General features: G+C 73.1%; 15 protein-coding genes. 7 read left to right on the forward strand and 8 right to left on the reverse strand.

Annotated features, from left to right (window positions below):
- Positions 1-131 precede the first annotated feature (131 nt).
- The 4 genes from egtD to egtA are packed head-to-tail and all read right to left on the reverse strand — an operon-like array spanning position 132 to position 4,507.
- Entirely contained in the window at positions 132-1,094 is a 963-nt protein-coding gene (gene egtD / locus AB0C66_RS18445; RefSeq protein ID WP_362439099.1) for an L-histidine N(alpha)-methyltransferase, read from the reverse strand.
- On the reverse strand, positions 1,091-1,846 hold the full coding sequence (gene egtC, locus AB0C66_RS18450) for an ergothioneine biosynthesis protein EgtC (RefSeq protein ID WP_362439101.1): 756 nt from the start codon (positions 1,844-1,846) through the stop codon (positions 1,091-1,093). The genes egtD and egtC overlap by 4 nt, the downstream gene beginning before the upstream one ends.
- A gap of 46 nt (positions 1,847-1,892) precedes the next feature.
- Positions 1,893-3,236, reverse strand: coding sequence for an ergothioneine biosynthesis protein EgtB (gene egtB / locus AB0C66_RS18455; RefSeq protein WP_362439104.1), 1,344 nt, complete (start codon positions 3,234-3,236; stop codon positions 1,893-1,895).
- On the reverse strand, positions 3,233-4,507 hold the full coding sequence (gene egtA / locus AB0C66_RS18460; protein WP_362439107.1) for an ergothioneine biosynthesis glutamate--cysteine ligase EgtA: 1,275 nt from the start codon (positions 4,505-4,507) through the stop codon (positions 3,233-3,235). The genes egtB and egtA overlap by 4 nt, the downstream gene beginning before the upstream one ends.
- Positions 4,508-4,761: 254 nt before the next feature.
- Between egtA and AB0C66_RS18465 the strand changes: the two genes are divergently transcribed.
- From AB0C66_RS18465 to AB0C66_RS18480, 4 genes are all read left to right on the forward strand, one after another.
- Complete coding sequence (locus AB0C66_RS18465; RefSeq protein WP_362439110.1) at positions 4,762-5,766, forward strand: NADPH:quinone oxidoreductase family protein; 1,005 nt, start codon at positions 4,762-4,764, stop codon at positions 5,764-5,766.
- Positions 5,763-6,968 (forward strand): acyl-CoA dehydrogenase family protein, encoded by a 1,206-nt coding sequence (locus AB0C66_RS18470; protein ID WP_362439113.1) that lies wholly within the window; start codon positions 5,763-5,765, stop codon positions 6,966-6,968. Before AB0C66_RS18465 ends, AB0C66_RS18470 begins: the two co-directional genes overlap by 4 nt.
- The gene (locus tag AB0C66_RS18475) at positions 6,965-8,101 is read left to right on the forward strand and encodes an acyl-CoA dehydrogenase family protein (protein WP_362439116.1); all 1,137 of its coding nucleotides are present in this window, start codon (positions 6,965-6,967) and stop codon (positions 8,099-8,101) included. Before AB0C66_RS18470 ends, AB0C66_RS18475 begins: the two co-directional genes overlap by 4 nt.
- A gap of 229 nt (positions 8,102-8,330) precedes the next feature.
- Positions 8,331-8,525, forward strand: a complete 195-nt coding sequence (locus AB0C66_RS18480) for a hypothetical protein (protein WP_069860708.1) — start codon at positions 8,331-8,333, stop codon at positions 8,523-8,525.
- A gap of 47 nt (positions 8,526-8,572) precedes the next feature.
- Here the strand turns inward: AB0C66_RS18480 and AB0C66_RS18485 are convergent, their stop codons facing one another.
- Both AB0C66_RS18485 and AB0C66_RS18490 read right to left on the reverse strand, forming a co-directional pair.
- Complete coding sequence (locus tag AB0C66_RS18485; protein WP_362439119.1) at positions 8,573-9,961, reverse strand: family 2B encapsulin nanocompartment shell protein; 1,389 nt, start codon at positions 9,959-9,961, stop codon at positions 8,573-8,575.
- 71 nt (positions 9,962-10,032) lie between these two features.
- Positions 10,033-11,445: a family 2B encapsulin nanocompartment shell protein gene (locus AB0C66_RS18490; protein ID WP_362439122.1), complete on the reverse strand. Its 1,413-nt coding sequence runs from the start codon at positions 11,443-11,445 to the stop codon at positions 10,033-10,035.
- A gap of 476 nt (positions 11,446-11,921) precedes the next feature.
- Between AB0C66_RS18490 and AB0C66_RS18495 the strand changes: the two genes are divergently transcribed.
- The 3 genes from AB0C66_RS18495 (at position 11,922) to AB0C66_RS18505 (ending at position 14,388) form a co-directional block, all read left to right on the forward strand.
- Positions 11,922-12,785 (forward strand): phosphatidylinositol-specific phospholipase C/glycerophosphodiester phosphodiesterase family protein, encoded by an 864-nt coding sequence (locus AB0C66_RS18495; RefSeq protein ID WP_362439125.1) that lies wholly within the window; start codon positions 11,922-11,924, stop codon positions 12,783-12,785.
- Positions 12,786-12,898: 113 nt separating this feature from the next.
- A complete protein-coding gene (locus tag AB0C66_RS18500; RefSeq protein WP_362439128.1) occupies positions 12,899-13,387 on the forward strand; it encodes a GNAT family N-acetyltransferase in 489 nt (162 codons plus the stop codon).
- Positions 13,384-14,388 (forward strand): GNAT family N-acetyltransferase, encoded by a 1,005-nt coding sequence (locus AB0C66_RS18505; protein WP_362439131.1) that lies wholly within the window; start codon positions 13,384-13,386, stop codon positions 14,386-14,388. The genes AB0C66_RS18500 and AB0C66_RS18505 overlap by 4 nt, the downstream gene beginning before the upstream one ends.
- Here AB0C66_RS18505 and AB0C66_RS18510 read toward each other — a convergent pair.
- Entirely contained in the window at positions 14,357-15,565 is a 1,209-nt protein-coding gene (locus AB0C66_RS18510) for an ROK family transcriptional regulator (RefSeq protein WP_362439944.1), read from the reverse strand. The genes AB0C66_RS18505 and AB0C66_RS18510 overlap by 32 nt on opposite strands.
- A 58-nt stretch (positions 15,566-15,623) precedes the next feature.
- Positions 15,624-17,081, reverse strand: a complete 1,458-nt coding sequence (gene xylB / locus AB0C66_RS18515) for a xylulokinase (RefSeq protein ID WP_362439134.1) — start codon at positions 17,079-17,081, stop codon at positions 15,624-15,626.
- Between the last annotated feature and the right edge of the window lie 68 nt (positions 17,082-17,149).

The raw sequence follows: 17,149 nt of genomic DNA on the forward strand, positions 1-17,149 counted from the left end.
GCCGCGCCGCTGGGGGGCGCCGCGCCGGCCGCCGCGCCCACGGGGTCTACCCCCGCACCCGCCCCCCCCCCCGGACCGGCGGTGGCCGCCACCCGGGCCCGGGTGGCGGCCACCGGATACAGCGTGCGCCGTTACGTACGGACCGCCAGCGACAGCGCGAAGCGGCCCTGGGCGTCGGTCCACCAACGGCGTGACTCCAGCCCGGCGGCGGCCAGTTCGGTCCGCACCTTCTTCTCCCGGAACTTCGCCGAGACCTCGGTACGGACCTCCTCCCCGGCCGCGAAGTGGATCGCGAGGTCCATCGAGGGGATCTTGGCGGTGAGCTCCTTGCGGGCCCTCAGCCGCATCTCGATCCACTCCTCCTCGGCGTTCCACACCGCCAGGTGGTCGAAGTCCGCCGGGTTGAAGTCGGCGCCCAGCTCACGGTTGAGCACCGCGAGCACGTTCTTGTTGAACGCCGCGGTGACCCCTTGCGCGTCGTCGTACGCGGCGACCAGCGTGGCCTCGTCCTTGACCAGGTCGGTGCCGAGCAGCAGCGCGTCACCCGGTGACAGCAGGGAGCTCACCGCGGTGAAGAACTCCGCCCGTTCGGACGGCAGCAGATTGCCGATGGTGCCGCCGAGGAACGCCAGCAGCCGGGGTCCGGGGGTGTCGGGCAGGGTGAGTCCGTTCATGAAGTCGGCCACCATGGCGTGCACCGTCAGCTCCGGATGCTCGGTGAGCAGCGCGCGCCCGGCCAGTTCGAGGGCGCTCTCGCTCACGTCCACCGGGACGTAGGCCCGCAGGTCCGGCAGCGCCCGGATCAGATGATGGGTCTTCTCCGAGGAGCCGGAGCCCAGCTCGACCAGGGTTCTGGCCCCGGTCGCGTCGGCGATCTCCGCCGCCCTCGCTATGAGGATCTCCCGCTCCGCGCGGGTCGGGTAGTACTCGGACAGCCGGGTGATCTCTTCGAAGAGCTCGCTCCCGCGGGCGTCGTAGAACCACTTTGGCGGCAGCCTCTTGGGGGTGCGGGTCAGGCCGTCGGTCACGTCCTCGCGCAGTGCGGCGGTCGTGGTGTCCACGGGCAGGGTCCGGGTCATGGTGAACGGGCTCACGCGGAAGCCTCCTTGAGGGGGGAGAGGAGAACCTCGGTACGGGTGGCGGTCAGCAGGGTGCGGTCGGGGACTTCCGTCCAGCGCGGATCGTCGTCGTACGGTTCGGAGGCCACGACCACCGCGCGGCCCGGGTCGGCCCAGTACCACAGGGTGTCGCCCCAGGCGGTGGCGGCGATCGTCGATCCGTCCAGGAGCAGCAGGTTCAGCCGTGAGCCGGGCGCGGCGGCGGCCACCGTCTCGACCGCCCCGGCCAGCGCCTCGCCCGCCGCGTGCCCCAGCCGCAGCCGGTGCAGCACCAGCGCCCACACCAGCGCGGAGTCACAGCGCGCCGCCAGGCTCAGCAGTTCGGCGGGCGGCAGTGCGGCGGCCGCCTCCGCGAGGGAGTGCGGCCATCCGCGCACCGCGCCGTTATGGCTGAACAGCCAGTTCCCGGAGGCGAAGGGCGAGGCGCCCGCCTCGCCGTCCCCGCTCGCCTCGGTGGCGTCGCGCACGGCCGCCATCAGCGCCCCGGTGCGCACCACCCGGGCGAGATCGGCGAAGGAGAGATCGCCCCAGATGGGTCCGGCGCGCCGGTAGCGCGCGGGCACCGGGTCGTCCGGCGCGTACCAGCCGACCCCGAACCCGTCGGCGTTGACGGTGCCGTGCGCCTGTCGCCGCGGCGCCCAGGACTGCGAGAACAGGCTGTGCGGCGGAGCGCTCACCACCTCGCCGATGGTGGTCTCCGGCCCCAGATAGGCGAGATGCCGGCACATCAGCGCCACCCCCGATCAGCGGGAGCGGCGCGTCCGGCTATGCCCTTCACACGGCCTCCGGGGAGGCGTCGCGGGCGGTGCGGAACCCGGAGAAGATCTGCCGCCGGATCGGCAGGTCCCAGTTGCGGAAGGTGCCCCGGCAGGCCACCTGGTCCACCGCGAAGGAGCCACCGCGCAGCACCTTGTACGCGGGCCCGAAGAAGACCTGCGAGTACTCGGGGTACGGGAAGACGCTGAACCCCGGATAGGGCAGGAAGTCGCTGGACGTCCACTCCCACACATCGCCGATCAGCTGCCGGACGCCGAGCGGGGAGGCGCCCCGCGGATAGCTTCCGGCGCGCGCGGGCCGCAGATGGCGCTGGCCGAGATTGGCGTGGTCGGGAGTGGGGTCCTCGTCGCCCCACGGATGGCGCAGGGACCGGCCGGTCGCCGGGTCGTGGCGGGCGGCCTTCTCCCACTCCTCCTCGCTGGGCAGCCGGCGCCCGGCCCAGCGGGCGTAGGCGTCCGCCTCGTACCAGCTGACATGCAGCACCGGCTCGTCCTCCGCTACCGGCTCGGTGACCCCGAAGCGGCGGCGCAGCCACTGCCCGCCCTCACGCCGCCAGAACAGGGGGGCGCTCAGGCCGTGTTCCTGCACGTGCGCCCAGCCCTCCGGTGTCCACCAGCGGCGCTCGGTGTAGCCGCCGTCCGCGATGAACCGGGCGTACGCGCCGTTGGTCACCGGGGTGGTGTCGAGGTAGAAGGGCGGCACCAGCCGCCGGTGGGCGGGCCGTTCGTTGTCCAGCGCCCAGGGCTCGGTGGAGGTGCCCATGGTGAACGGGCCGCCGGGGATGAGGACTTCGTCGGGCAGCGCGGCCCCGTCGGCGGTGTCCGGCGGCTCCGGGGCGGTCAGCGCGGTGGGCCCGCGCCGCAGCTGGTGGGTGATGAGCATGGTCTCGTCGTGCTGCTGCTCATGCTGGGCGATCATCCCGAACGCGAAGGCCGCGTCGACCAGCGGGGCGCCGCGCAGCTCGATCCGCTCCAGGATGTCGAACACCCGGCCGCGCACCTCGGAGACATAGCCCCGGGCCTCCGCCGGTGCCAGCAGCGGCAGGGAGGGCCGCGCGGCACGGGGATGCTCGAAGGCGTCGTACACCGAGTCGATCTCCGGCCGGATGGCCTGCCGTCCGCCGACGGCGCGCAGCAGCCACTGCTCCTCCTGGTTGCCGATATGGGCCAGGTCCCAGACCAGTGGGGACATCAAAGGGGAGTGCTGGGCGGTGAGATCGTGATCGTCCACGCAGCTGGTGAGGGTGTGGGTGCGTGCGCGTGCGGTGCGCAGCGCGGTCTCGGCGCGCCGGCGCAGCGCCTCGGGGTCGAGAGCGAGGAGGTCGGAGTCGGAATCGGTCATGGCCGTTCCTCCTTCCCGGGGACGGTGGCGAGTCCGGGGACGGTGGCGAGCAGATCGTCGGCGGGACATCGGCCACGGGCCACATAGCGATCGGTGAAGTCGGCGACGGCGGAGGTGATGGCGGGGGAGGCGCCCAGCCGGGGCAGTGCCTCCAGCGCGGTGGCGAAACAGACGGCGGCGACGCTCCGCAGCTCGGGGTCGGCCAGGCCGTCCCGGGTCGCGCTCAGCCACAGCGGATTGCAGGGGGCGGGGCGGACGCCAGCGGTCTCGGCGAGCGGTTTCACCACGCGGTAAACCGTTTCCGCGGCCTGGGGGTCGTCGAAGAGCGCCACGGTGACGGCGAGCGGGACGATCCAGCCGTCGTCGCCGCTCTGCGCGTCGATCATGCGCAGTTCGAGATGCCCGCGCGGCCGCACGGGCGGGAAGAGGGTGGAGATATGGAAGTCGAGGTCGTCCAGGGTGGGCGGCCGGGGCAGCGCGGTCCGCGCCCACTGCCGGAAGGTCAGCCCGTCCGGTACGGTCCAGGCCCCGTGCTCGGCCCGGACGGCCATCACCGGCGCGTCCAGCACATAGCGGGCCCAGGCGGTGCGGGGCTCCCGGCCGTCGGGCGGGGCGAGGACGCGGCCGGGGTCCATCGACGCCCACAGCGCCTGCCGGGTGGAGCGGTAGCCGGTGGGACGTCCCTCGCGCAGCGGTGAATTGGCGAAGGCGGCGGTCAGCACGGCGCCCAGGAGGTGGGCGAGCCGCCAGCGCCGTCCCAGACCCAGCGGACCGGGCTCCTCCTGTCCGGCGTCCACACACACCTGGACCGAGGCGGTGTTGCACATCATGGACCGCCCCGCCGGGCCCCGGCGGTTGAAATAGGTCTCCATGGACTCGTAGCGGGGGGTGCTGAGGAACCGGCGCGGCGGCCGCCAGGGGTCATGGCCGTGCCCGGCGATACCGAGGCCGAGTCCGGTGAGAAGGGAGCGGACGAGAACCAGATCGGCGGCGACGGACTCCACACACGCGGTGAGGGAGTCGGCCGGCAGGGAGCTGAGCTCCACCTGGCCGCCGGGTTCGAAGGTGACCGCGGACCGGAGGGGGAGTCCGCGCAGCGCGGTGACCGCGGCTTCCAGCCTGGGCGGTTCCACGGGTCTGGTGGGGTCCTGCGGGTCGTACACGAGCCATTCCAGCTCGACACCGATACGGCGCGGCGGTCCTGTTTTGAAACAGATGCCGTGCAGCCTGGCCTCCATCTCGGCCTCGCTGATCGCCTTACTGTCGGGCACTGTCGTCTCTCCCGTCCCGTTCCGGCTATCGGCCCGCCGTGCTGCGAACCGATATCTCGCCCACTTTTACCTGCGGACGTGCCGGGCTCAAGAGTGCCTCCAGAGTTGCACAGGAGTTCCCACCGCGCCGGACGGGAGCGGCAGGATGGCTGACGGGCCGGGACCAGGCGGTTTCCAGCCTCGTACCGACTGGTTAGTATGTTCCGCCACGGGCGTGGAGAACGCCGCTACCGACAGCTTGTGGAGGCCACCGGATGCAGGCATGGCGAGTGCACGACAATGGCGAGCCGCGCGAGGTCATGCGGCTGGAAGAGGTGCCCGATCCGGTGGCGGGGCCGGGACAGCTGCTGGTGCGCGTCCTCGCCGTCAACATCAACTTCCCCGACGCCCTGCTGTGCCGCGGCCAGTACCAGGTCCGGCCGCCGCTGCCGTTCACCCCGGGCGTCGAGCTGTGCGGCGAGGTCGTCGCCGTCGGTGAGGGCGCCGAGGGCGAGGTGGGCTCCCGGGTCCTGGCCACCCCCGACCTGCCCGCGGGCGGCTTCGCCGAGCTGGTCACCGTGGACGCGGCCAACGCGCTCCCCGCCCCCGACGCACTGGACGACGCCCAGGCCGCGGCGCTGCACATCGGCTACCAGACCGGCTGGTTCGGTCTGCACCGCCGGGCGGGGCTGCGGCCGGGCGAGACCCTGCTGGTGCACGCCGCCGCGGGCGGGGTGGGCACCGCCGCCGTCCAGCTCGGCAAGGCGGCCGGGGCCCGGGTCATCGGTGTCGTCGGCGGTGAGGACAAGGCGCGGGTGGCCCGTGAGGTGGGCTGCGACCTGGTGCTCGACCGCCGTCAGGACGACATCGTGGCCGCGGTCAAGGAGGCCACCGGCGGACGCGGCGCCGACGTGATCTACGACCCGGTCGGTGGCGACGCCTTCGCCAAGTCCATCAAATGCGTCGCCTTCGAAGGCCGCATCGTGGTCATCGGCTTCGCCAGCGGCGTCGTCCCCCAGGCCGCCCTGAACCACGCGCTGGTCAAGAACTACGCCATCCTCGGCCTCCACTGGGGCCTGTACAACACCAAGGACCCGGCCGCCGTCCGCGCCTGCCACGACGAACTGACCAAGCTGGCCGCCCAGGGCACCGTACGGCCCCTGGTCAGCGAGCGGGTGCCGCTCGCCGGTGCGGCCGACGCCGTCCAGCGCGTCGCCGACGGTGTCACCACCGGCCGAGTGGTGGTCGTCCCCGGCCTGACGGCGGGAGACCCCCGATGACCACCGCACGCGACCGTACCGCCGTGGACGCCCCCGAACTGCGCCGTCGCGTCCGGGAGCTCCTCGACGCCCACCCCCCGGCCACCACCGACCGGTTGGACTTCCTTCGCGCCCGCTTCGACGCGGGCCTCGCCTGGGTGCACTACCCGGCCGGGCTCGGCGGCCTGGACGCCCCGCGCTCCCTCCAGGCCGTGGTGGACGCCGAACTCGAGGCCGCCGGGGCACCCGACAACGACCCCCGCCGCATCGGCATCGGCCTGGGCATGGCCGCCCCCACCATCCTCGGCTTCGGCACCGACGAGCAGCGCGCGCGGCTGCTGCGCCCGCTGTGGACCGGGGAGGAGGTGTGGTGCCAGCTGTTCAGCGAACCCGGGGCCGGATCCGACCTCGCGGCCCTGGGCACCCGCGCCGTACGCGACGGCGACAGCTGGGTGGTCGACGGCCAGAAGGTGTGGACCTCCAGCGCCCATCTCGCCCGCTGGGCCATCCTCATCGCCCGCACCGACCCCGACCTGCCCAAACACCGCGGCATCAGCTACTTCATCTGCGATATGACCGACCCCGGAGTCGAGGTGCGGCCGCTGCGGCAGATCACCGGTGAGGCGGAGTTCAACGAGGTCTTCCTCACCGGGGTGCGCATCCCCGACAGCCGACGCCTCGGTGAGGTCGGCGAGGGCTGGCGGGTCGCCCAGACCACCTTGATGAACGAGCGGGTCGCCATCGGCGGCGGCCGGATCCCCCGCGAGGGCGGCATGGTCGGTCTGGTCGCCACGGCCTGGCGGGACCGGCCCGAGCTGCGCACCCATGACCTCCACCAGCGACTGCTGCGGCTGTGGGTGGAGGCCGAGGCGGCGCGGCTGGCGGGCGAGCGGCTGCGCCAGCAACTCGCCCTCGGCCAGCCCGGACCCGAGGGCTCGGCCATGAAGCTCGCCTTCGCCCGCCTCAACCAGCGGCTCAGCGCACTGGAGGTGGAACTGCTGGGCGAGGAGGGCCTGCTCTACGACGACTGGACCCTGCGCCGCCCCGAGCACGTCGACTTCACCGGACGCGAGGCCGGCTACCGCTATCTGCGCGCCAAGGGCAACTCCATCGAGGGCGGCACCTCGGAGGTACTGCTCAACATCATCGCCGAACGCGTCCTGGGCCTGCCGCCCGAGCCGCGGACCGACAAGGACGTCCCGTGGAAGGACCTGCCCCGATGAGCACCCCGGACCTGCTCTACTCCGAGGCCGAGGACGATCTGCGCGCCGCCGTACGGTCGTTGCTCACCGACCGCTGCCCGGCCCCGGCCGTACTCGCCCAGGCGGAGAGCGACCAGCCGTACGACCCCGCCGTCTGGCAGGCGCTGGGCGCCGAGATGGGCACGGCCGGGCTGCTGGTCCCCGACAAGCTCGGCGGACAGGGCGCCACCGCACGTGAGGCCGCGGTGGTGATGGAGGAACTCGGCCGCGCCGTGGCCCCCGTGCCCTTCCTCACCAGCGCCGTCCTCGCCGTGACCGCCCTGCTGGGCTGTGACACCGACGAGGAGGGCGTGGCGCGGCTGCTCCGGGGGCTCGCCGAGGGCCGGACCACCGGCGCCCTGGCCCTTCCGCTGTCCAGCACACCGGGCGAGGAGCTCCCGTCCGCCACCGTACGGACCGGCGGCGACGGAACCCTGAGCGGCGAGGTCCGCGGTGTCGCGGGCGCGAGGGGCGCCGAGGTGCTGCTCGTGCCCGCCGAAGGACCGGACGGCTATGGGCTGTACGCCGTGCCCACCACCGAATCCGGCGTCACCATCGCACCGCTCACCTCGCTGGACCTCACCCGGCCCCTCGCCACGGTGACCCTCGACGGGGCGCCCGCACGGCGGGTGGCCGGAGCGGACCGGGCCCGGGACGCGGTCCGGCGTGCGCTGCTGACCGGGGCGGGACTGCTCGCCTCGGAGCAGCTGGGGGTGGCCGAATGGTGTCTGACCGAGGCCGTCCGCCACACCGCCGAACGCCACCAGTTCGGCCGTCCCATCGGCTCGTTCCAGGCGCTGAAGCATCGGATGGCCGCGCTCTGGCTGGAACTGGTCTCCGCCCGCGCCACCGCCCGGTACGCCGCCGACGCCCTGGCCGCCGAAAGCCCCGACGCCCCGGTGGCGGTGGCCGTCGCCCAGGCGTACTGCGCCGAGGTGGCCGTGCACGCCGCCGAGGAGTGCGTCCAAATGCACGGCGGTATCGGCATGACCTGGGAACACCCGGCCCATCTCTATCTCAAGCGGGCCAAGAGCGATGAGATCGCGCTGGGCACACCCGGCCGTCACCGTCAGCTCCTGGCCGGGCAGGTGGACCTCCCGGCACCCACCGGCTGACCGCCCGGCGCGAGCACGGTCCGCCCCGGCGTCTGCACGCCGGGGCGGACCGCTTGTGCACCGCTTTTGCACCTCGACTCCACGGCAGCGAAGCCGAACAGCTCCCGAACAGGCTTCGAACAGCAGATCGGCACCCGTTCGGAGCACCATGGTTCGGCGGATCACAGGCGATTCTGGGCCACACTGACGGCCGGATTCCGATCCTCCGTAGCGGCCGAGGAGGCTCCCCATGGCCATTTCCATCTCCGTGGTCCTGCTGCTCCTGATTCTGGCGGTGGTCTTTCTGCGCAGTGGCGGTCTGCGCATCTCCCATGCCCTGGTCTGTGTGACGCTCGGCTTCTACCTGGCCAGCAGCAGCGTGGCGCCCACCATCTCCGAAGGGCTCGCCGCCACCGCGGACGTGGTCAGCAGCGTCCGCCCCTGACCCGCCCGCGGTGACGGCGTGCACCGCTCAGCGGCCGACCTCGAGAGTCAGCGGCCGATCTCGACGTCCTCCAGCACACCCAGCGCGTCCGGCACCAGCACCGCGGCCGAGTAGTAGGCGCTGACCAGATACGAGGTCACGGCCTGCTCATTGATGCCCATGAACCGGACGTTCAGGCTGGGCTCGTACTCATCGGGGATCCCGGCCTGATGGAGGCCGATCACACCCTGGCTCTCCTCACCGGTCCGCAGCGCCAGGATGGAACTGGTGCCGGAGTCGCTGACCGGGATCTTGTTGCACGGCAGCAGCGGCACCCCGCGCCAGGCCCGCACCGCCACTCCGCCGATCTCGGCGCCCTGCGGATACAGCCCCCGGCTGCTGCACTCCCGCCCGAACGCGGCGATGGTGCGCGGATGGGCCAGCAGATACTGCGTCTTGCGGCGCCGCGACAGCAGCTCGTCGAGATCGTCGGGGGTGGGCGGACCGCTGCGGGTGTGGATGCGCTGGGACAGGTCCGCGTTGTGCAGCAGACCGAACTCCCGGTTGTTGATGAGCTCGTGCTCCTGGCGCTCCCGCAGCGCCTCGATGGTCAGCCGGAGCTGCTGCTCGACCTGGTCCATCGGGTCGTTGTAGAGGTCGGCGACCCGGGTGTGGACCCGCAGCACGGTCTGAGCCACGCTCAGCTCGTACTCCCGCGGACTCAGTTCGTACTCCGCGAAGGTGCCCGGCAGCACCGGCTCGCCCGCATGGCCCGAGGTGATCGCGATATCGGCCTCACCGCGCCGGTTCCGCGCGGGCTCCGGCTGGTTCTCCCGCTCCTCGAGATGGCCGCGCAGCGCCCCCGAGCGGTCGGCCGCCTCCTGGAAGGCACGGCGGGGGAGGGTGAGCACCGTGGTGCGGGTCACCGCCCGGACGGTGAAGTCCCAGGTCCCCTCGGGGCCGGTGAGCGCGGAATCGCCGAAGTACTCCCCGTCGGCCAGCACCGCGAGCGCCGTATCGGTGTCATACGCGCCCGGTGCGATCTGCCGGACCTTGCCGTGCGCGATGAGGTACACCTGATCGGCCGGACGCCCGGCCTCGACCAGCACATCGCCCGGCGCGTACTCCCGCTGGACGCAGGCGTCGGCCAGCGACTCCAGTACGGAGGCGTCCTCGAAGCCGCGCAGCGTCGGCAGCTCGCCCAGCTCCGGCGGGATGACCCGCACCCGCGACCCGGTGGTGACGAACTCCACCCGCCCATCACCGACCGTGTAGCTCAGCCGCCGGTTCACCCGGTAGGTACCGGCCGACACCTGCACCCATGGCAGGACCCGCAGCAGCCACCGGGACGAGATGGCCTGCATCTGCGGAACGGACTTGGTGGTGGTCGCCAGATTCCGTGCGGCGGCCGTGCCCAGACTCAGCGGCTGCTCACCGGACTCCACGGAAGTGGTCATCTGTGCTCATCACTCATTTCGGTAGGTTTTCGGGAACGTTGACGAGGACCACCGGAAGCCGTGGCGGGCCGTCAGAGACCGATTTCCACGTTCTCCAGGATTCCGAGCGCGTCCGGAACCAGAACGGCCGCGGAATAGTAGGCGCTGACGAGATACGACATGATGGCCTGCTCGCTGATTCCCATGAACCGCACGGAGAGACTCGGCTGGTATTCATCGGGAATTCCGGTCCGATGCAGTCCGATGACTCCCTGGTTCTCCTCGCCGGTGCGCAGGGCGAGAACGGAGGTGACTCCGCTGGGAGTCACCGGAATCTTGTTGCACGGGAAAATGGGCACCCCGCGCCATGCGGGCACCGCATGCCCGTTCACCTCGGCGTGCTGCGGGGAGATGCCCCGGCTGTTGAACTGCCGGCCGATCGCGGCGATGGCACGCGGATGCGCGAGGATCACCCCCGGGTCCTTCCACACGGTGGCCAGCAGGGCGTCGAGGTCGTCGGGGGTGGGCGGACCGCTGCGGGTGTGGATGCGCTGGGACAGGTCCGCGTTGTGCAGCAGACCGAACTCCCGGTTGTTGATGAGCTCGTGCTCCTGGCGCTCCCGCAGCGCCTCGATGGTCAGCCGGAGCTGCTGCTCGACCTGGTCCATCGGGTCGTTGTAGAGGTCGGCGACCCGGGTGTGGACCCGCAGCACGGTCTGAGCCACGCTCAGCTCGTACTCGCGGGGCGCGAGCTCGTACTCCGCGAAGGTGCCCGGCAGCAGCGGCTCGCCCGCATGGCCCGCCGACAGCTCGATGGATGCCTCGCCGTGCTCGTTCCGCGGGGAATCCGGCGCCGCCCGCACCGCCTCCACATGCTCCCGCAGCGCCGCGGAGCGGTCCATCTGCTCCTCGAACTCCTGGCGGGACAGCGCCAGCACGGTGCAGGAGGTGACCGCCTTGACGGTGACGCCCCAGGTGGAGCCGTCGGCCGAGGCCAGCTCCGGCTCGCCCAGGTGGTCCCCGCCCGCGGCCGTGCCGACCACCGAGGGATCGTCGAAGGCGCCCTCGGCCAGCTTGTCGACCTTGCCGTGGGCGATCAGATACAGCTCATCGGCCGGGCGCCCGGCCTCCACCAGGACATCGCCGGGAGCCAGCTCCCGCTGGCTGAACCGGTCCGCGAGCGCCGCGAGGACCTCGGTGTCCTCGAAGCGGCGGAACAGCGGAAGCTCGCGCAGCTCGACCGGGATGACCCGGACCTCGGCGCCGGTGGTGGTGAACTCCACCCGGCCGTCCCCGAGGGTGTGCGAGGCCCGCCGGTTCACCCGGTAGGTGCCGCCCGGTACATGCACCCACGGCAGCATGCGCAGCAGCCATCGCGAGCTGATTCCCTGCATTTGCGGAACGGACTTGGTCGTCGTCGCCAGATTCCGCGCGGCCGCCGTGCCGAGACTCGACAGCGGCTGCGAATTATCGGTACCGGAACCTGGTTCAACGGACGTCGTCATCGTGAATGCTCACCCACCCCTGTACGGACCCCAAGAGATTTTCCCCCTGAGCAACTCCCAAGCTATCAGCGGCCTTTGGACCTGTGCATTCACTCAAAAGTGTGGCCGCCTCGAGGGTTCGGATGAAGGCAAGGAATGGGTAAATACTCCGGTTCCGCCGGGGCCTCGGATGGCCTCGCCGCGGCGGCGCCAGGACCGGACGGTCCACGTCCGGTGGACATCGCACCGGGACATCGCATCGCACCCCTGGGGGAATGCCCTCATGCGACCCCGGGCGACCCTCATGCGGCCGACGGCGCACGCCACTTCCCCGGCCGCTTCCCCGGCCGCGCGGGAACGCCGGGGAAATGGCCGGAGTCCGACCGTCGAACTCTTCGCACGGCTCTGCCCTTTGGAGCCCCGGCGCCCCGATACTCACTGGCGTTCACCGCGCATCACAGCCGAGCACCACGCCGGGACGAGAGCCGGGAGGCCCCATGGAACCCCGTACACGCCGCGCCTTTGTCGTCACCCTCGGAGCAGCCGTGGCGGGCGGGGTGGCCACACCCGCCTTCGCCGGTACGACGGCCAGCGGCAGGCCCGCGCCGCCTCTGGCCAGAGCCCACGCGCACAACGACTACGAGCACCCCCGCCCGCTCACCGACGCGCTCTCCCACGGCTTCGGCAGTGTCGAGGCGGACATCTGGCTGGTGGACGGCGCGTTGCTGGTCGCCCATGACGCCAGCGACCTGGACCCCACCCGCACCCTCGAATCGCTCTACCTCGACCCGCTGGCCCGGCGGGTGAAGGCCAACGGCGGCCGGGTCTACCGCGGTTCCGCCCTCTCCCTCCAGCTGCTCATCGACCTCAAGACCCCGGGCGAGGCCACCTACCGCGAACTCGCCAAGCGGCTGCGCCGCTACGGCCCGATGTTCAGCGCCGCCTACGGCGGGGTCGACGGCCGGGTCCGCCGCGGCCCGGTGACCGCCGTCATCTCCGGCGACCGCGGCGCCCGCGCCCCCATGGAGGCCGAGAAGGTGCGCCACGCCTTCTACGACGGACGTCTGGAGGACCTGGGCACCGGGGCGCCCGCCTCCTTCGCCCCGCTGATCAGCGCCGACTGGAACAGCACCTTTACCTGGCAGGGCGCGGGCGCCATACCGCCCGCGGAGCGGGAGAAGCTGCGCCGGATCGTCGGCGCGGCGCACCGCGCCCGCCAGCGGGTGCGCTTCTGGGCCACACTCGACACGGCCGGGCCGGAGCGCGACGCGCTGTGGCGCGAACTGCTGGCGGCCGATGTCGATCACCTCAACACCGACGACCTCGCGGGGCTCGAGGACTTCCTGCGCGGCACCCGCTGACCCACTGGCCGACCGGACAGCCGACCGGACAGCCGACCGGACCCGGGGACGGCGGGCCGCCCGACCGTGAAAACCAGTCGCGACCCGCCGTCCCCGCCGTCATGCTGGCCCCCATGCTCATCAGAACCGCCACCCCCGAGGACTGGCCCGCCATCTGGCCGTTCCTGCATCGCATCGTCGCCGCCGGCGAGACCTACACCTACCCCCGCGACCTGGACGAGGACCGCGCCCGCGACCTCTGGATGCTCACGGCCCCGAGCCGTACCGCGGTCGCCACCGACCCGGACGGCACCGTGCTCGGTACGGCCAAGATGAACCCGAACCAGATGGGGCCCGGTGCGCATATCGCCAGTGCCAGCTTCATGGTGGCGCCCGAGCACGCCGGGCGCGGCGTCGGACGGGCCCTGGGGGAGCATGTCGTGGAGTGGGCGCGGTCCGAGGGCTACCGGGGCATGCAGTTCAACGCCGTGGTGGAGAGCAACACCCGGGCGGTCGCGCTGTGGCGCTCGCTGGGCTTCGAGGTGGTGGGCACCGTGCCGGAGGCGTTCGCACATCCGACGAAGGGCTTCGTCGGTCTCCACATCATGCACCGGTACCTATGAGCGCCACCGGATCACCGGGCCCGGCCGTCGAGCCGTTCGGCCCGGAACGGCTCGAGGCGGCCGCGGAACTGCTCGCCGCACGCCACCGCCGCGACCGCGGGCACGAGCCCGCCCTGGACGAGCACCACACCACCCACGCGGCGTGCCTCGCCCTGCTGCGCCAGGCGTGGGAGGACGGCGCGCGCGGTGCGGTGGCCCTCCGGGGCGGTGCGGTCGCGGGCTATCTGCTGGCCCGGACCGGTGAGGGGCAGCGGGGACGCCACTGCTGGACCCGGCCGGAGGACGCGGCGTACGCGCCGGACGAGGGGCCCGTCGTGCTCCAGCGGCTCTACACCGAGCTGTCGGGGCCATGGGTCGAGGACGGCAGACTGCACCACTACACGGTGACGCCCGCCGCCGATCTCTCCTGCTGGCTCGGGCTCGGCTTCGCCCATGAGCAGGTGCACGCGCTGCTGACCGTACCCGGCGGCGCGGGGGAGGACCGGCCGCCGAGCGGGGTCCGCCGCGCGGTCCCCTCGGACATCGACGCCCTGGAGCCGCTGGTCGGCCTCATCAACGCGGCCCACGCGGCCCCGCCGGTGTTCGCCTTCACCGACCAGCCGATGTGGGACATCCTGCGCTCCGGCCATCTGGAGCTGCTGAGCGACCCCGAGGTGGCGTACTGGATCGCCGAGGGGAGCGGAGCCGTCGACGCCTTCCTCGTCATGCGCCCCGTGCCGGTGGAGGAGTCCTCACTCGTCAAGCCCCGGGGCTCGGTGGAACTGCTGCTCGCCTCCACCGCCCCGCACGCCCGCCGCTCCGGGGCGGCGACCCGGCTGACCCGGTGGGCGCTGGCGGACGCGGCCCGGCGGGGGTTCACCGTCTGCGCCAGCGACTGGCGGGCGGCCAATCCGCTGTCCTCCGTCTTCTGGCCGCGCCGGGGCTTCCGACCGGCCGCCTACCGGCTGCACCGCATCCTGGACCCGCGGCTCACCGGACCGGAGCACGTCCCGGGTCCTTGAACGCCACGGGGTCGTCGAGGACCGCCCGGACGACGGAGTGGGCGGCGCCGAGCAGCGGGCCCTCCGCGCCGAGGCGGGAGACGGTGACCGTCTCCGGGCCGGGCCGGGCCGGATCCGCCACCCGCCGCCCCAACTCCCTCTCCAGGGCGGGCAGCAGCCAGGGTGCCAGCGGGGTGAGCGCCCCGCCGAGCACCACCTTCTGCGGGTCCAGCAGGTTCACCGTGCCCGCGAGCGCGATCCCGAGGGCCGCGCCCGCGTCGCGCAGCGCGCGCCGCACCCGGCGGTCGCCCGCGGCCGCCCGTACGGCCAGCAGGGAGATCCGGCCGCCGGGGCCGGGATGTTCGGCGGCGGCCTCCTCCGGGGAGAGGCCGCTCGCCCGGAGCACCGCCTCCTCGCCCGCGTACCGCTCCAGACAGCCGCGTCCGCCGCACGGGCACTCGGCCCCCTCGGGCCGTACCGGCACATGGCCCAGCTCGCCCGCGAAACCGCGGGTGCCGCGGAGCAGTTGACCGTCGAGCACCACCGCGGCGCCGATGCCGATCTCGGCCGAGACATGGACGAAGTCCCGGAGCTCCGGATCGTGGCCACCGCGCCACAGCTCGGCGAGCGCGCCCAGATTGGCCTCGTTGCCGACCGTCAGGGGGAGGCCGGGCAGTTCGGCGCGCAGTCCGGGACCGATGTCCACGTCCTCCCAGCCGAGGTTGGGGGCGCGTACGACCAGGGACGACCCGCGGGCCACCAGACCGGGCACCGCCACCGTCAACCCCACCGGGCGCAGCCCCGCGTCCTCCGCCTCGGCGGCCACCTGCCGTACCAGATCCGCCAGTTGGCCGAGGACCGGTTCCGGGTCGCGGTCCCGGTTCCGTGCCGCGATCTCGGTCCGGGCCCGTATCCGGCCACGCAGGTCCAGCGCGCACACGGCCAGCCGGTCCACCCCGAGCTCCGCGCCGAGCCCGGCCGGACCGCGCTCGTCGAGCTGGAGCGCGCTGCCCGGGCGGCCGACCGTACCGGGCCGCGAGGGGCCCAGCTCGACCAGCAGCCCGTCCCGGATCAGCTCGTCGACGAGGGTCGAGACCGCCGCCCTGGTCAGCCCCACCTGACCGGCGACCGCCGCCCGGGACAACGGGCCCCGTCCGGCCACGGCGTGCAGCACGAGGGACAGGTTGCGCCGGCGCATCGCCTGCTGGGTGTTGGGATGTGGCGCTGCCACCGTCGTGGTCTCCTCTCGTGGGGCGTCAGGCCCGGCGGAGCAGACCGTCGGCGTCGGACAGCACCCCCGCGACACGTTCCAGCGTCGCGTCGTCACGGGGCACCGCATCGTAGGACGGCCCCCGCGCCGTTGCCCAGCGCCGGGCCACCGCCGCCGGGTCCTCGCCCAGCAGCAGTCCCGCCGCCTGGGCCGCGGCGCCGAGGGCGACCAACTCCTGGGCGTGCGGCACCTGTACGGGACGGCCGCTCAGCCTGCGCACCGTCTCCCGCCACGCCGTGCCCTTGGCGCCGCCGCCGATGAGCAGCACCGGCGCATCGGGCGCGACATCCCCGTCCAGCACCCGGTCCAACGCGGTCAGCAGCGCGAACACCGCGCCGTCATAGGCGGCTTGGAGCACCTGACCGGGAGTGGTGTCATGGCGCAGCCCGTGCAGCAGACCGGACGCGTGCGGCAGATTCGGGGTGCGCTCGCCGTCCAGGAAGGGCAGCAGCACGGCCGAGCCGCCCGGCTCCACCGCCTCCCGCTCCCGGCCGAGCAGTGCGGCGATCCGGTCCACCGCCAGGGTGCAGTTGAGGGTGCAGGCGAGCGGCAGCCAGGCGTCACGGGCGTCGGCGAACCCGGCGACCACCCCGGTGGGGTCGGCGGGCCGCCGCGCGGAGACGGCGTACACCGTGCCGGAGGTCCCCAGGCTCAGCACCGGCTGACCCGGGCGCAGCCCGAGGCCGAGGGCGGCCGCCATATTGTCGCCGGTACCGGTGGCCACCAGGGCGCCGCCGGGCAGCGGAAGGTCCGGGAGATCCCGTACGGTCCCGGCGGCCTCGCCATGGCGCAACACCCGCGGCAGCAGCTCCGGCGCCAGCCCCACCCGCTCGAGGATCTCCTCGTCGTACGCCCCGGCCGCCGACGCCCACCAGCCGGTGCCCGAGACGTCCCCGCGGTCGGTCGTGCCCTGGCCGGTCAGCCGTCCGGTCAGGTAGTCGTGGGGGAGGCGTACGGCCGCGGTGGTCCGCGCCGCCTCCGGTTCGTTCTCCCTCAGCCAGGCCCATTTGGTGACGGTGAAGGCGGGCGCGGGCACACTGCCGATCCGCTCCGCCCACGCCTCGGGGCCGCCCAGCTCCGCCACCAGCCGGTCGCGCTGCGGCGCCGACCGCACGTCGTTCCACAGCAGCGCGGGCCGCACCGAGCGGCCGGCGGCGTCCAGGGTGACCAGGCCATGCTGCTGGCCGCCGACGGAGACCGCGGCCGCCTCGTGCGCGGCGGTTCCGCACTGGCGCAGCGCCTCGGTCAGCGCCTCCCACCACTGCTCCGGCATGGACTCCTTACCGGTGCCGTCACCGCCGCCGGTGACGGTGTGCGGGGCCTGGCCGCGTGCGACGACCCGCCCCGTCGCGGAGTCCACGACCAGTGCCTTGGTCGACTGTGTGGAGCTGTCCACGCCGACGACCAGCGGTCCTTCCGGCACGGGCACGGCTGCTGCTGCCATCTCGGGCTCTCCCTCTGCGTCCCTGGGGTGCGGGTGTGCTGCGGGTGGTGCGGGGTGTGCGGCCGCCG

It is taken from the genome of Streptomyces sp. NPDC048636 (assembly GCF_040650655.1).
GTDB lineage: Bacteria > Actinomycetota > Actinomycetes > Streptomycetales > Streptomycetaceae > Streptomyces.

Bases quoted from the DNA above. Each gene is read 5' to 3' on its own strand.
- egtC (WP_362439101.1), bottom strand. From the start codon at position 1,846: ATGTGCCGGCATCTCGCCTATCTGGGGCCGGAGACCACCATCGGCGAG.
- egtB (WP_362439104.1), bottom strand. From the start codon at position 3,236: ATGACCGATTCCGACTCCGACCTCCTCGCTCTCGACCCCGAGGCGCTG.
- AB0C66_RS18465 (WP_362439110.1), top strand. From the start codon at position 4,762: ATGCAGGCATGGCGAGTGCACGACAATGGCGAGCCGCGCGAGGTCATG.
- AB0C66_RS18470 (WP_362439113.1), top strand. From the start codon at position 5,763: ATGACCACCGCACGCGACCGTACCGCCGTGGACGCCCCCGAACTGCGC.
- AB0C66_RS18475 (WP_362439116.1), top strand. From the start codon at position 6,965: ATGAGCACCCCGGACCTGCTCTACTCCGAGGCCGAGGACGATCTGCGC.
- AB0C66_RS18480 (WP_069860708.1), top strand. From the start codon at position 8,331: ATGGCCATTTCCATCTCCGTGGTCCTGCTGCTCCTGATTCTGGCGGTG.
- AB0C66_RS18485 (WP_362439119.1), bottom strand. From the start codon at position 9,961: ATGACCACTTCCGTGGAGTCCGGTGAGCAGCCGCTGAGTCTGGGCACG.
- AB0C66_RS18490 (WP_362439122.1), bottom strand. From the start codon at position 11,445: ATGACGACGTCCGTTGAACCAGGTTCCGGTACCGATAATTCGCAGCCG.
- AB0C66_RS18495 (WP_362439125.1), top strand. From the start codon at position 11,922: ATGGAACCCCGTACACGCCGCGCCTTTGTCGTCACCCTCGGAGCAGCC.
- AB0C66_RS18500 (WP_362439128.1), top strand. From the start codon at position 12,899: ATGCTCATCAGAACCGCCACCCCCGAGGACTGGCCCGCCATCTGGCCG.
- AB0C66_RS18505 (WP_362439131.1), top strand. From the start codon at position 13,384: ATGAGCGCCACCGGATCACCGGGCCCGGCCGTCGAGCCGTTCGGCCCG.
- AB0C66_RS18510 (WP_362439944.1), bottom strand. From the start codon at position 15,565: ATGCGCCGGCGCAACCTGTCCCTCGTGCTGCACGCCGTGGCCGGACGG.
- xylB (WP_362439134.1), bottom strand. From the start codon at position 17,081: ATGGCAGCAGCAGCCGTGCCCGTGCCGGAAGGACCGCTGGTCGTCGGC.